The organism is Pseudomonas sp. 18.1.10 (assembly GCF_024655625.1).
Lineage (GTDB): Bacteria > Pseudomonadota > Gammaproteobacteria > Pseudomonadales > Pseudomonadaceae > Aquipseudomonas.
Genome location: NZ_JANLGL010000152.1, coordinates 1 through 14505 on the forward strand (window position 1 = coordinate 1; position 14505 = coordinate 14505).

Consider the following 14505-nt stretch of genomic DNA (forward strand, 5'->3'; position numbering starts at 1 on the left):
GAATGCGGTGGACCCGTCAACTCATTCAGTGACTGACACACTGCTTTCGCGAGCAAGCCCGCTCCCACACAAGCCCGCTCCCACAGGGGATTTGCTGTGTTTAGAGGGTCAGTGTCAGGCGCTTTACCAAGGCGCCTGGCAGCAAGTTGGAGGAGGTATTGCGCTGGTCGTAGGTGCTCGCCGACAACAACAACTCCCGCTCCGCCGTCAGCGCCTCCAACTGCGCCCCCAGCAGGCTGTACACACTGTCATCAAAGCGCATCGTGCTCACCGGCGCCTTGATCTCGCCGTCTTCCACCCAGAACGTGGCAAAGCGCGTCATGCCGGTCAGGCGTGCGGCCGGCAGGTCGGAGTAGTTCAGGTACCACAGGTTGCTGATGTACAAACCGGTGCCCAACTGCTTGAGGATGTCGGCCTGGGCCAGGCTGCCCGCCGCCATTTGCAAGGCGCTGGGCGCTTCGTCACTGCTGGCGCCGTTGGTGCTCAGGCCGTATTCGGCGGCGCTGCGGGAGTTGATCAATTCGCCTGCGGCCTTGCCGGCGTCGATCAGCGTGACGTCGCCGCGCGGGTAGCCTTCGCTGGAAAACGCTTCGCTGAGGGAAGCGCTGACGTGCTCACTCACCGTCACCAGCGGGCTCAGGGACTGTTCGCCGGCGTACAGCTTTTGCAGCGCACTGCTTTTGCTGGCGATGGCCTGGGCGGAAAAACCGCCCCAGGTGATGAGGTCGATGATTTCTTCCAGCGCCGCCGGGGCGAGGTAGGCGCGGTACTGTCCCGGCGCCAGTTTGTGCAGCGGGCGGCCGAGGAATTCGAGCTGCTCACGGGCTTGCTGGAAGCGCGCGGCAAATTCGCGGCTGTCCCAGGTGTGCCCGGCGTAGCTGGCTTTAACCGCTTCGCCGTTGGCATGGAACAGGCTGAAATCGAAGTTGAAACTATTGGCCTGGTGCCAGCCGAAGGCGCCCGATGAACTGGCGAAGCCACGGCTGATGGGACCTGCGGCATAGAAGCCGACCAGGTCGACACCTTCGGCGGCGCGGCTGATGTCTTCCAACACCTGGGCCAGCTCCGGCAACGGCTGGGCCTGTTCGTTGCTGCTGTGCCAGGCGTTGTGGTTGAGCAGCAGGTACGGGTCTTGTGGCAGCAGTGGCAAGGTCTCGCGCAACTGTTGCAGGCCATCGGCGAGGCGTTGGCGATCCAGCGCCGGTTCGCCGGCCAGGGTGATGCCGAGGTCGGCATGGCGCCCGTCGTTGATGAGCTTGAGGTGAACGCTGGCCTGCTGCACCTGCCCGGCCTGGCGCACCTTGGCGTGGTTGAAGCGCACGAACTCGGACGCTTCTGCGGCGTAACCCAGGTGGAATTGTTCGTTGTCGGTGATGGCCTGCTTGAGCCATTCCACCAGTGCCTTGAAGTTTTCCATCAGGCCTCTCCCCCAAATACATCGACGTTGCTGAACACACACGCGGGCGACGCATGCCCCACGCGGATCACCTGGTTGGGTTCGCCTTTGCCGCAGTTCGGCGTGCCCAGCACCTTGAAGGTGCTGGCATCGCCGACGGCGCTGAGGTTGCGCCAGAACTGCGCGGAAATTGCCCGGTAGTTGGGGTTTTTCACCACGCCTTTGAGCTCGCCGTTTTCGATCAACTGGCCCCATTCGCAGCCGAACTGGAATTTATTGCGCGCGTCATCAATGGACCACGAGCGGTTGGTGGACATCAGGATGCCGTTTTCAATGCCGCCCACCAGCTGTTCGAAGCTCTGGTCGCCGGCTTCGATGTTCAGGTTGGCCATGCGGTCGATGGGCGCGCGGTTCCAGCTGCTGGCGCGGCTGTTGGCGACGCCGCTCATGCCCGAACGGAATTGCGACAGCGCGCCGCCCAACGGCTTGAGCAACAGCCCATCGCGGATCAGGAACTGTTTGCTGGCAGCCGTGCCGTCGTCGTCATGGCCGTAGCTGGCGAGTTGCTCCGGGATTTCTGGGTCGAAGGTCACGTTGAGCAGCGGTGAGCCGTATTGCAGCTGGCCGAAGTCGCTGGCTTTGACAAAACTGGTGCCGGCGTAATTGCGCTCATCGCCCAAGATGCGGTCCAGTTCCAGCGGGTGGCCGATGGATTCGTGGATCTGCAGGATCATCTGGTCGGGCATCAGCAACAGGTCGCGTGGGCCGTTGGGGGTGTTTGGCGCGAGCAACAGTTGCAGGGCTTCGTCGGCAATACGCGGCGCGGCGCCGGCCAGGCCGAAGCGGTTGATGACGCCAAAGCCGCCTTGCTGGCCGAAGTTGCTACCGCCCAGGGTGCGGGTCTGGCTGTCATGGCCGTCGTAGGCGGTGACGTTGACGCCGGGGAACACAAAGCGCTGGGCCTGGCGCAGTTCGGCGCCGGCGCTGTTGAGGTAGATCTGTTCGACGCGGGTCAGGCCGAGGCTGACTTCCCAGTTCACCAGGCGCTCGTCTTTGGGCACGGCGGCAGACTCGTCGCCCAGCAACTGGTAGCAGTCGCTCAGGGACGGGAAGGCTTGCTCGAGATCGGGGGACAGGTAGTCAGCCACATCGCTGGACACCGGCTGGTCGCGCAGGTTGAGCAGGGCGTGGGGCAGGATCTGCCGGGCTTGCTGTTCGGCGCGCTCAAGGGCGGCTTGCAGGCCGGCGAGGGAAATGTCGTTGGTGGCGGCGTAGGCTTCCACACCGTTGAGACGCACGGTGAGCATGGCGCCTTCGTCGTGGTTCAGGTGCGGCGGTTCGGCGACGTTCTTGCGCACGGCCAGGTAGTGGCCGGATTCGCGGACGTAGCGCAGGGAGAAGAATTCGGCGCGGGTGCGCAGGGCAGCGAAGTGCTGTTTGAGTGTGGCGTGGTAGTCGAACATGGGGCCTTCCTTGTGGGCGGCTCGTCGCGGGCAGGCGAACAGAGTAGCCGATCAAGGAGGGGTTTTGCAGTGACTGTTCGGGCCTCATCGCGGGCAAGCCCGCTCCCACATTTGACTGCATTCACCTATCTAAATTTGTGAACACGGCCAGTGTGGGAGCGGGCTTGCTCGCGAAGGGAGCACCGCGGTATTTCAGTTACTGCGCAATTTCACGCAACGGCTTGCCACGCACCGGCGCATCGCCGGCCACGTAGTAGTCGGCGGTGCTGCGCGGCAGCGGCTGGCGGCCACGGATCTTGTCGGCGATTTTCTCGGCGATCATGATCGTCGGCGCGTTCAGGTTGCCGGTGGTGATGATCGGCATGATCGACGCATCCACCACACGCAGGCCTTGCAGGCCATGCACGCGGCCTTCGCTGTCCACGACGGCCATGTCGTCGGTGCCCATCTTGCACGAGCAGGACGGGTGGAACGCGGTCTCGGCGTGTTCACGGATGAACTTGTCGAGTTGCTCGTCGGTTTGCACTTCAATACCTGGGCTGATTTCGCGGCCACGGTATTGGTCCAGTGCCGGCTGTTGCATGATTTCCCGGGTCAGGCGGATGCCGTCGCGGAATTCCTGCCAGTCCTGCTCGGTGGCCATGTAGTTGAAGAGGATGCTCGGGTAGTCCCGTGGGTTCTTCGACTTCAGCTGGATGCGCCCACGGCTCGGCGAACGCATGGAGCCCATGTGCGCCTGGAAGCCGTGCTCTTTCACACCGTTGCTGCCGTTGTAGTTAATCGCCACCGGCAGGAAGTGGTACTGGATGTTCGGCCATTCGAATTCTTCACGGGTACGGATAAAGCCGCCCGCTTCGAACTGGTTGCTGGCGCCGATGCCGGTGCCGTTGAACAGCCACTCGGCACCGATGGCCGGCTGGTTGTACCAGAGCAGCGATGGGTACAGCGACACCGGTTGGGTGCAGGCGTATTGCAGGTACAGCTCAAGGTGGTCCTGCAGGTTTTCGCCGACGCCAGGCAGGTCGTGGACCACCGGGATGTCGAGGTTGTTCAGCAGTTCGGCCGGGCCGACGCCGGAGCGTTGCAGCAGTTGCGGCGAGCCGATGGCGCCACTGCACACGATCACTTCTTTGCGTGCACGGGCTTCCACGCGCTCTTCAGCCGCGCCGATCAGGTAGCGCACGCCAACGGCACGCTTGCCTTCAAACAGCACTTTGTCGCTGAGGGCGTGGGTGACGATGGTCAGTGTGGAACGCTTCTTGGCGGTGTCCAGGTAACCGCGTGCGGTGCTGGCGCGACGGCCTTTAGGCGTGACGGTACGGTCCATCGGGCCGAAGCCTTCTTGCTGGTAGCCGTTCAAGTCCACGGTGCGCGGGTAACCGGCCTGCACGCCGGCTTCAACCATGGCGTGGAACAGCGGGTTGTTGCCCGCTTTAGGCGTGGTCACGCTGACCGGGCCATCGCCACCGTGCCAATCGTTGGGGCCGATGTCGCGGGTTTCCGCTTTGCGGAAGTACGGCAGGCAGTCGAGGTAGGTCCAGTTTTCCAGGCCTGGCAGTTTCGCCCAGCCGTCGTAGTCCATCGCGTTGCCACGGATGTAGCACATGCCGTTGATAAGGGAGGAACCGCCCAGGCCCTTGCCGCGCCCGCATTCCATGCGACGGCCGTCCATGTGGGGCTCTGGATCGGTTTCGTAGGCCCAGTTGTAGCGACGGCCTTGCAGCGGGAACGCCAGCGCCGCTGGCATTTGCGTGCGGAAGTCGAAGCGGTAGTCGGGGCCGCCGGCTTCCAGCAGCAGGACGGTGACGCCTTCGTCTTCGGTAAGACGGGTCGCCAGGGTGTTACCGGCGGAGCCGGCACCCACGATGATGTAGTCGTATTCTTGGGACATAAATGCACCCTCTTTGATGTGTGGTCAGCAAGGGCCTCTTCGGGGGCAAGCCCCCTCCCACATTTGATCGGGTTTACACGGTCAAAATGTGGGAGCGGGCTTGCCCGCGAAGGCGGCCTCGCAGGCAATACAGGACTCGGGTCTTAGAACACCGAGACGTAATCGCCCAGCTCAACCTGTACCGATTTGATGCGGGTGAAGTTGTTCAGCGAGCTGATGCCGTTCTCACGGCCCACACCCGACTGCTTGTAGCCGCCCACCGGCATCTTCGCGTCGGACTCGCCCCAGGCGTTGATCCAGCAGATACCCGCTTCCAGCTGATGAATCACGCGGTGTGCGCGGTTCAGGTCCTTGGTCACCAGGCCAGCGGCCAGGCCGAAGTCGGTGTCGTTGGCGCGGCGGATCACTTCTTCTTCGGTTTCGTAGGTCAGGATCGCCATCACTGGGCCGAAGATTTCTTCACGCACGATGACCATGTCGTCGGTGCAGTCGGTGAACACGGTCGGGGCCACGAAGGCGCCTTTGGCGAAGTCGCCATCGGTCAGACGGTCGCCGCCGCACAGCAGGCGGGCGCCTTGCTCTTTGCCCTTGGCGATGTAGCCCAGCACGCTTTCCATGTGCTGGAAGCTGACCAGCGGGCCGAAGTTGGTGTTTTCGTCTTCCGGGTTGCCGACGCGAATGCGTGCAACGCGTTCAACGATCTTGGCTTCAAACGCCGCTTGCAGGTGCTTCGGTACAAACACGCGGGTGCCGTTGGTGCAGACCTGGCCCGAGCTGTAGAAGTTGGCCATCATCGCGGTGTCGGCGGCGCGGTCGAGGTCGGCGTCGTCGAAGATGATTAGCGGGGACTTGCCGCCCAGTTCCATGGTCACGTCTTTCAGCGAAGAGCTGGACGCGCTGGCCATGACCTTCTTACCGGTGTCGGTGCCGCCGGTGAAGGAGATTTTTTCGATGCGCGGGTGCTCGGTCAGCCAGGTGCCGACTTCACGGCCGCTGCCGGTCAATACGTTGAACACGCCTGCTGGAACGCCGGCTTCGGTGTAGATCTCGGCCAGTTTCAGGGTGGTCAGCGAGGTGACTTCGCTGGGTTTGAAGATCATTGCGTTACCGGCGGCCAGGGCTGGCGCGGATTTCCACAGGGCGATCTGGATCGGGTAGTTCCACGCGCCGATACCAGCGACCACGCCCAGCGGCTCGCGGCGGGTGTAGACGAATGCGGTGTCGCGCAGTGGGATCTGCTCGCCTTCGATCGCTGGCACCAGGCCTGCGTAGTATTCCAGCACGTCGGCACCGGTGACGATGTCGACGTACTTGGTTTCGGAGAAGGCTTTACCGGTGTCCAGGGTTTCCAGGGCGGCCAGCTCGTCGTTGCGCTCGCGCAGGATGTCGACGGCACGACGCAGGATGCGCGAACGCTCCATGGCGGTCATGGCGGCCCAGATTTTCTGGCCTTTTTCGGCGCTGACCACGGCACGTTCAACGTCTTCTTTCGTTGCGCGTTGCACTTGGGCGAGAACTTCACCGTTAGCCGGGTTGATGGCTTCGAAGGTGGCATCGCTGCCAGCGTCGCTGTAGCCGCCGTCAATGTAGAGTTTTTGCAGTTCGAAACGGGCCATAAAGTCCTCGCAAGTGCATAAGTGGTTGGCGTTGACCACCGCACCGTAGGCCGGTGCGGCAGCGTTCAGGGGTTGAGCGGTTTATGTGTGCTCTAACTCACCTGCTTGGCCAATTGGAAATCCATGTATTCGTAAGCGATCCGTTGCGCCTGCGCCGTGTCGAAAGCGTCTCCCGACAGGGCGCCGCGCAACCACAAACCGTCGATCAGGGCCGCCAGCCCGCGGGCTGCTTTGCGTGCGTGCGGCAATGGCAGCACTCGGCGGAACTGGCAGCACAGGTTGGAATACAGACGTTGATCGTTGATCCGCTGCAACCGGTGCAATGACGGGTGGTGCATGCTGGTGGCCCAGAAGGCCAGCCAGGTTTTCATCGCCGGTCCGTTGACCTGGCTGGCGTCGAAGTTGCCCTCGATGATGACCTGAAGGTGCGCCCGTGGGCTGTCGTCCGTCAGGGCCAGTCGGCGTTCGTGGACGTTATCGATCAGCGCGTTCATCAAGTAGCGCATCGTCGCTGCAATAAGGCCGTTCTTGTCCTTGAAGTAGTGACTGATGATGCCGTTCGAGACGCCGGCCAAACGGGCGATCAGCGCAATGCTGGCATCTCCCATCCCGACCTGATCGATGGCCGTCAAGGTGGCTTCGATCAATTGCTGGCGGCGTATGGGTTGCATACCGACCTTGGGCATGTAGCACCTCTCCTTAGGCCTGCCGACTGGCGATAAACGTCCGTCGGCTTGATGGCCAGTCTATTTTGTTTTGATTGAACGTTCAATCAACAAAGAATAAGATCTGCGACAAATGGTCGCTGCCTACAGAAGTTTCCTGCCTGGGAGCCGCGACAAATGACACCTGCAAACACCCTTGAAACGCCCTGTCTACCGGTCCGGTAGGGGGCCAAGGGTTTTCGGGGTGTCTTTATAACACCCGTCCGTCGCCTGCCCATAAAGCGATGTCCCGGGATAACCGCTGCCTTGTGTTTCTCTTTCGCACTGCCCGGAGCATCTGCGCCATGAGTTCTGCCTCTCTTATAAAGACCCCGCCAGAAAAGGTGCGGGTCAACGGTTGGGTGTTCTACACCTCCACCGCGTTGATTCTGTTGTTGACCGCCATCCTCATCATCGCCCCGCAGGAGGCCGGGCGCATGCTCGGCGTCGCGCAAGCGTGGCTGTCGAAAAGCTTTGGCTGGTACTACATGGTGGTCATCGCCGCCTACCTGGTGTTTGTGGTCGGCCTGGCGTTTTCGTCCTACGGCAAATTGAAACTGGGCAGCAAGGACGACACCCCGGACTTCAGCTACGGCGCCTGGGCCGGCATGTTGTTCTCGTCGGGTATCGGCATCTCGCTGTTGTACTTCGGCGCCTCGGAGCCGTTGGATCACTACTTCAACCCGCCCGAAGGCGTGGCCGCCAGCAACACGGCTGCCCGCCAGGCGCTGCAATTGACCTTCCTGCACTGGGGCCTGCACGGCTGGGCGATCTACGCCCTGGTCGGCCTGGCCGTGGCGTACTTCGCCTACCGTCATAACCAGCCGCTGGCCTTGCGTTCGGCGCTGTACCCGCTGGTGGGCGAGCGTTGGGTGAAGGGCGCGGCCGGCCACGCGGTGGACGGTTTCGGCATGTTCGTGACCCTGCTGGGCCTGGTGACCAACCTGGGGATTGGCGCGATGCAAGTGTCGTCCGGGTTGGAAAACCTGTTCGGCATGGAGCACAACAACACCAACCTGCTGATCGTGATTATCGTGATGAGCACCGTGGCGACCATCGCCGCCGTGTCGGGTGTGGAGAACGGCATTCGCCGCCTGTCCAACCTCAACATCGTGCTGTTCAGCGGCCTGCTGATCTTTGTGCTGCTGTTTGGCCCGACCCTGCACCTGCTCAACGGCCTGGTGCAGAACACCGGTGACTACCTCAACGGTATCGTGCTGAAAACCTTCGACCTCTATGTGTACGAAGGCGACGCGGCGAAGACCGAAGGCTGGATGGGCCTGTGGACCCTGTTCTACTGGGCCTGGTGGATTTCCTGGGCGCCATTCGTCGGCATGTTTATCGCGCGGATTTCCCGTGGTCGCTCGGTGCGTGAACTGGTGGCCGGCGTGCTGCTGATCCCGCTGGGCTTCACCCTGGCGTGGCTGTCGATCTTTGGTAACTCGGCGTTGGACCTGGTGCTCAACCACGGTGCGGTGGAGTTGGGCACGACGGCGCTGGAACAGCCGTCGATGGCCATCTACCAACTGCTGGAGCATTACCCGGCGTCGAAAATCGTCATCGGTGTGTCGATCTTTGTCGGCTTTGTGCTGTTCCTGACCCCGGCGGATTCCGGCGCGGTGATGATGGCCAACCTGTCGTGCAAAGGCGGCAACGTGGACGAAGACGCGCCGCATTGGCTGCGGATCTTCTGGTCGGCAGTGATAACCCTGGTGACCATTGGCTTGCTGTTTGCCGGCAACTTCCAGGCCATGCAGACCATGGTGGTGCTGGCAGGGCTGCCGTTCTCGGTGGTGCTGGTGTTCTTTATGTTCGGCTTGCACAAGGCGATGCGCCAGGACGTGGCCATCGAACAAGAGCAGGCGCAATTGGCCGAGCGTGGCCGTCGTGGTTTCAGCGAGCGCCTGACCGCGCTGGACCTGCAACCGAGCCAGGGCACGGTGCAACGTTTCATGGACAAGCACGTAACGCCGGCGTTGGAAGAAGCCGCTGTTGCGCTGCGTGAGCAAGGGTTGGAAGTGCAGACCTTGCTGGGCAAATCCAAGCGCTGCATCGGTGTGCGCATCGAGATGGAAGAGGGCAACCCGTTTGTCTACGAAGTGAGCCTGGATGCTTACTCGTCGGCTTCCACTGACTTGCCTGAAGAAGAGCGCACCCGCTACTACCGTGCCGAGGTGTACCTGCACAACGGGCCTCAGGAATACGACCTGATGGGCTTTGCCCAGGAACAGATCACCCGGGACGTGCTCGATCAGTTTGAAAGCCATCGGCAGCTCCTTGGCCGGGTCTATAGCTGATAGTTGAAGCGAGCGGCGCCGTCACTGGCGCCGCTTTCTCAAGACTGCAATGCGGTCAACTGTGGGAGCTGGCTTGCCTGCGATTAGGTTGGTGGATTAACTAAAACTAATGCAGGGCACCCAGCTCCCACATTGACCCAGTGTCTTCAGGTGGGTTTGGGGTGTTAGCCCAGGTTTTTGCCCAGGAGGGCATGGTACAGCTCGCTATCCCCCAAGATCCCCACCACCCGGTTGTTGTCATGCAACACCAGCTTGTTCCCGGTGTGATAGCGAATCTGCAACGCATCACGCATGCCGATATTCGAATCCACCAGCGTCGGCACCCGGCCCAAACCTTCCACCGCTTGCCCCGGCGTCCAGTTCTGCAGGTTCATCACTGCGCCATTCTGGCGAGCACCCTTGATGGTGTTGCCTTCGGCCAGGTCCAGCCACGAATCGCCGCCCGGGTCCAGGCAGACTGAACCGTTGATGCGCTTGCAGTTGTCCAGGGTGCGCATCAGGCTGCGCCCGCACAGCACGTTCAGCGGGTTGGTATGGGCGACGAAGGTGCGCACATAGTCGTCTGCCGGGTTCAGCACGATTTCTTCCGGCACGCTGTACTGGATGATCTTGCCGTCTTTCATGATCGCGATACGGCTGCCCAGCTTGAGCGCCTCGTCGAGGTCGTGGCTTACAAACACGATGGTCTTGCTCAGCTTGCGTTGCAGCTCCAGCAGCTCGTCCTGCAAGCCTTGGCGGATCAGCGGGTCGAGGGCGGAGAAGGGTTCGTCCATCAGCAAAATGTCGGCGTCCATCGCCAACGCGCGGGCCAGGCCGACGCGCTGCTGCATGCCGCCCGACAGCTCGTCCGGCTTCTTGTTGCGCCATTGGGTCAGGCCTACCAGCTCGAGTTTTTCATCCACCAGCTTGCGCCGGTCTTTCTCCGGGCGGCCTTGCATCTCGAGGCCGAAGCTGATGTTTTCGCGCACTGTCAGCCAGGGCATCAGGGCGAACTTCTGGAACACCATGGCGATGCGTTTGGTGCGCATCATTTTCAGCTCGGCCGGGGTGCAGGAGGCGATGTCGATCTGGCGACCTTCATGCTCCACGAACAACTGGCCACGGCTCACGGTGTTGAGGCCGTTGATGCAGCGCAGCAAGCTGGATTTGCCCGAGCCCGACAGGCCCATCAGCACGCAGATCTCGCCTTTCTCGATGTCCAGGCTGGCTTTTTCTACGCCGACAATCTGCCCGGTCTTTTTCAGGATTTCGTTACGGCTCATGCCCTGGTCCAGCAGCTTGAGCGCTTCGCGTGGGTCTTTGGAAAAGATCACGTCGACCTTGTCGAATCGGATAATGCTCATGCATCACCCCCTACTTTGGCGTCGGGTTGTTTGCAGATGCGGTCGAGCATGATGGCCAGCAGGACGATTGCCAGGCCGGCTTCAAAGCCCAGGGCGATGTCAGCGGTGTTGAGTGCGTTGACCACCGGTTTGCCGAGGCCGTCGGCGCCCACCAGGGCCGCGATCACCACCATCGACAACGACAGCATGATGCATTGGGTAATGCCGGCAGCGATGCTCGGCATGGCGTGGGGCAGTTCGATGCGCGAGAGCAGTTGGCGGCGCGAGCAGCCAAAGGCTTTGCCGGCGTCGAGCAGCTCCTGGGGAACGTCGCGGATACCCAGGTAGGTCAGGCGGATCGGCGCGGCAATCGCGAACACCACCGTCGAGATCAAGCCAGGCACCACACCCAGCCCGAAGAGGGTCAGGGTAGGGATGAGGTAGACGAAGGTCGGTACGGTCTGCATCAGATCGAGGACCGGGCGCATCATCGTGTAGAACAGTGGCTTGTGCGCGGCAACAATGCCCAGCGGCACGCCGATGACCACGCAGACCAGGGTGGCGAACAGCACTTGCGCCAGGGTCTCCATGGTTTCCTGCCAGTACCCCAGGTTGAGGATCAGCAGGAAGGAGGCGATGACAAAGACGGTCAGGCCCCATTTGCGTTGAATAAAGTGAGCCAGCAGCGCAATCAGACCGATCAATGCCAGCGGATTGAACCAGGTCAGCGCGAATGTCACGCCGTGGATCATCGTTTCCAGGGTCGATGCGATGGCGTCGAAGTAGTTGGCGCCGTGTTGGGTCAACCATTCGACGAAGGCAGCGATGTACTGGCCTAGTGGGATTTTCTGTTCAGTCAGCATGGTAGTGAATGTCCACATGCGAAGAGGGAAAACATCCCGGGGCAGCGTACCGCCCCGGGGACAACGGTGTTACTTGGCGAGATAGGCTTTCACGGCGTCCAGTCCAGGTTTGCCATCCACAGTGGTAACACCGGCGAGCCAGGTGTCGAGGACTTGCGGGTTAGCTTTGAGCCACGCTTTGGCGGCCGCGTCGGGTTTTTGTTTGTCGTCCAGGACTTTGCCCATCAGGGTGCTTTCCATGTCCAGGGTGAACACCAGGTTTTTCAGCAACTGACCGACGTTGCTGCATTCCTCGGAGTAGCCCTTGCGGGTGTTGGTGTAGATGGTCGCCTGGCCGTAGTTGGGGCCGAATGAATCATCCCCACCGGTCAGGTACTTCATCTTGAAGCGGGTGTTCATCGGGTGCGGTTCCCAACCGAGGAACACGATGGCCTGGTCGCGCTTGGCCGCGCGCTCGACCTGGGAGAGCATCCCGGCTTCGCTGGACTCGACCACTTTGAAGCCGGCGGTTTTCAGGCCGAAGGCGTCTTTGTCGATCAGCGTCTGGATGGTGCGGTTGCCGTCGTTGCCCGGCTCGATGCCGTAGATCTTGCCGCCCAGCTCGTCCTTGAATTTGGCGATATCGGCGAAGTCTTTCAGGCCCTTGTTGTACAGCGCCTCGGGGACCGCCAGGGTGTACTTGGCGTTCTCCAGGTTGGCGCGCACGGTTTCCACGGTGCCGGCATCACGGTACTGCTTGATGTCGTTTTCCATGGTCGGCATCCAGTTGCCGAGGAAGATGTCCATGTTCTTGCCGTCGGCCAGGGACTTGTAGGTCACCGGTACCGAAATCATCGTGGTGCGTGGCTTGTAGCCCAGGCCCTTGAGGACTTCGCTGGTGGTCGCGGTGGTGACGGTGATGTCGGTCCAGCCGACATCGGAGAAGTTGACGGTCTGACATTGTGCCGGTTCTGCAGCGTGCGCCAGGACTGGCAGACTCAACATGGCGGCCAACAACAACTGGGGTGAACCTTTCATAGGGCTAGACTCCTGTGTTTTTTCTGGCGGCCTTCGCCGCGCTTTATAGGTGTTGCGGTTGGTACGTGCGACAACAGCTCTGGCACGGTGCCTTGCAAACGAGTCGAGACCGATCATGTACCAGTGAAAATCTGACGCCTACAGGGGGCGTCGTATCCAGTACAGGGATGGTCGTATCCAGTGTCGGTGACGTCGCTTACAGATTTTTCCAGAGGTAAAACTGCTGTTTTTACCCCTCTGCACCGCAAAAAACGGCCAAAACACCGCTTCGCACGTGAGCGGCGTTAGTGAGCATGGTTACGTCGGTGTGAGACGCCGTGATGACGAACAAAAGGCTGATGATGCCGCCATCTGGGCGATCTGAGCGTAGCACCTCGTTCATGCCTGGCCCGTGCTTATCGAGGAGTTCCACGGCAATGGCTATCAGCGTTTTCGACCTGTTCAAGATCGGCATCGGGCCTTCGAGTTCGCACACCGTCGGCCCCATGCGCGCCGCGGCGTTGTTTGTGCAAGGCTTGCGCGAACGCGAGTGGCTGGACCAAGTACGCCGCGTCGAAGTGCAGCTCTATGGCTCGTTGTCGGCCACCGGCATCGGCCATGGCAGCGACACCGCCACCATCATGGGCCTGATGGGCGAGTGGCCCGACGCCATCGACCCGTCGCAGATCGGCATTCGCATCGCCACCCTGCGCGAAACCGACACGTTATTGCTCGACGGGCGCCTGCCGGTGCCTTTCGTGTGGGCCCGCGACATGCAACTGCTCGACGAAAACCTGCCGTTCCACCCCAATGCCATGACCCTCGTGGTGCATGGCGACAACGGCGAGTTGCACCGCGACACCTACTATTCCGTGGGCGGCGGTTTTGTGGTGGATGAAGCCCAGGCCCAAAGCGGCGTGGCCGACATGGACCGCACCGAGCTGCCTTACGATTTTTCCAGCGCGGCAGAGCTGTTGCAGCTGTGCAAGAGCCACAACCTGCGCGTCGCCGAGCTGATGCTGGCGAACGAAAAGGTCTGGCGCAGCGAAGAAGAAATCCGCAGCGGCCTGATGAAGCTCTGGCGCGCCATGCAAGATTGCGTGGAGCAGGGCCTCAAGCACGAAGGCATCCTGCCGGGCGGCCTCAACGTACGCCGCCGCGCGGCCAAGCTGCACCGCAGCTTGCAGGAACTGGGCAAGCCCAACGTGATCGGCTCGACCTTGAGCGCGATGGAGTGGGTCAACCTGTTCGCCCTCGCGGTGAACGAGGAAAACGCCGCCGGTGGGCGCATGGTTACCGCCCCCACCAACGGCGCGGCGGGGATCATCCCGGCGGTGTTGCACTACTTCATGAAGTTCAGCGAAGAAGTCACCGAAGCCAACGTCGTGGACTACATGCTCGGCGCCGCGGCGGTGGGCATCCTGTGCAAGAAGAACGCCTCGATCTCCGGCGCCGAAGTGGGTTGCCAGGGCGAAGTCGGTTCCGCCTGCGCCATGGCCGCTGCCGGGCTGGCGGAAATCCTCGGCGCCACGCCGGAGCAACTGTGCAACGCCGCCGAAATCGGCCTGGAACACAACCTCGGCCTGACCTGCGACCCGGTGGGCGGGTTGGTGCAAGTGCCGTGCATCGAGCGCAATGCGATTGCGGCGGTGAAGGCGATCAACGCGGCGCAGATGGCCCTGCGCGGTGACGGCCAGCACTTTATCTCGCTGGACCGGGTGATCCGCACCATGCGCGATACCGGGGCGGATATGCATGACAAGTACAAGGAGACATCGCGGGGGGGGTTGGCGGTGAGTGCGGTGGAGTGCTGAGACCGAGTCGCCTGCATTCGCGAGCAAGCCCGCTCCCACACTTGACCGTGTACCAACATGTAAATGGGGTCAAAATGTGGGAGGGGGCTTTCTCGCGAAGGGCGCGACTCGGTCTAAACCTTTATTCCAAGTCCTTGAGCCAC

At 61.8% G+C, this 14505-nt stretch carries 10 protein-coding genes; 2 read left to right on the forward strand and 8 right to left on the reverse strand.

All coding sequences use genetic code 11. From position 1 onward, the window contains the following. Positions 1-100: 100 nt before the first annotated feature. From NUV89_RS21515 to betI, 5 genes are all read right to left on the reverse strand, one after another. Positions 101-1417, reverse strand: coding sequence for a TldD/PmbA family protein (locus NUV89_RS21515; protein WP_257782887.1), 1317 nt, complete (start codon positions 1415-1417; stop codon positions 101-103). Further along, positions 1417-2859 carry a TldD/PmbA family protein gene (locus NUV89_RS21520; protein ID WP_257782888.1) on the reverse strand — a complete coding sequence of 481 codons (1443 nt, stop codon included), beginning with the start codon at positions 2857-2859 and terminating at the stop codon, positions 1417-1419. The genes NUV89_RS21515 and NUV89_RS21520 overlap by 1 nt, the downstream gene beginning before the upstream one ends. Before the next feature lie 196 nt (positions 2860-3055). Beyond that, positions 3056-4750 carry a choline dehydrogenase gene (gene betA / locus NUV89_RS21525; RefSeq protein ID WP_257782889.1) on the reverse strand — a complete coding sequence of 565 codons (1695 nt, stop codon included), beginning with the start codon at positions 4748-4750 and terminating at the stop codon, positions 3056-3058. A gap of 143 nt (positions 4751-4893) precedes the next feature. Beyond that, a complete protein-coding gene (betB, locus tag NUV89_RS21530) occupies positions 4894-6366 on the reverse strand; it encodes a betaine-aldehyde dehydrogenase (RefSeq protein ID WP_124527218.1) in 1473 nt (490 codons plus the stop codon). Between the two features lie 92 nt (positions 6367-6458). After that, a complete protein-coding gene (gene betI, locus NUV89_RS21535; protein ID WP_015886274.1) occupies positions 6459-7052 on the reverse strand; it encodes a transcriptional regulator BetI in 594 nt (197 codons plus the stop codon). Positions 7053-7432: 380 nt separating this feature from the next. Here betI and NUV89_RS21540 point away from each other — a divergent pair, with 380 nt between their 5' ends. Further along, the gene (locus NUV89_RS21540) at positions 7433-9367 is read left to right on the forward strand and encodes a BCCT family transporter (RefSeq protein WP_257782893.1); all 1935 of its coding nucleotides are present in this window, start codon (positions 7433-7435) and stop codon (positions 9365-9367) included. A 164-nt stretch (positions 9368-9531) separates the two neighbouring features. Here the strand turns inward: NUV89_RS21540 and choV are convergent, their stop codons facing one another. The 3 genes from choV to NUV89_RS21555 form a co-directional block, all read right to left on the reverse strand. Further along, positions 9532-10710: a choline ABC transporter ATP-binding protein gene (gene choV, locus NUV89_RS21545; protein ID WP_257782890.1), complete on the reverse strand. Its 1179-nt coding sequence runs from the start codon at positions 10708-10710 to the stop codon at positions 9532-9534. Continuing rightward, entirely contained in the window at positions 10707-11552 is an 846-nt protein-coding gene (gene choW / locus NUV89_RS21550) for a choline ABC transporter permease subunit (RefSeq protein ID WP_017735985.1), read from the reverse strand. Before choW ends, choV begins: the two co-directional genes overlap by 4 nt. Before the next feature lie 69 nt (positions 11553-11621). Further along, complete coding sequence (locus NUV89_RS21555; protein WP_257782891.1) at positions 11622-12569, reverse strand: choline ABC transporter substrate-binding protein; 948 nt, start codon at positions 12567-12569, stop codon at positions 11622-11624. Between the two features lie 416 nt (positions 12570-12985). On the opposite strand from NUV89_RS21555, the gene NUV89_RS21560 reads away from it, so the two are divergent. Next, the gene (locus NUV89_RS21560) at positions 12986-14362 is read left to right on the forward strand and encodes an L-serine ammonia-lyase (RefSeq protein ID WP_257782892.1); all 1377 of its coding nucleotides are present in this window, start codon (positions 12986-12988) and stop codon (positions 14360-14362) included. Positions 14363-14505: the final 143 nt, after the last annotated feature.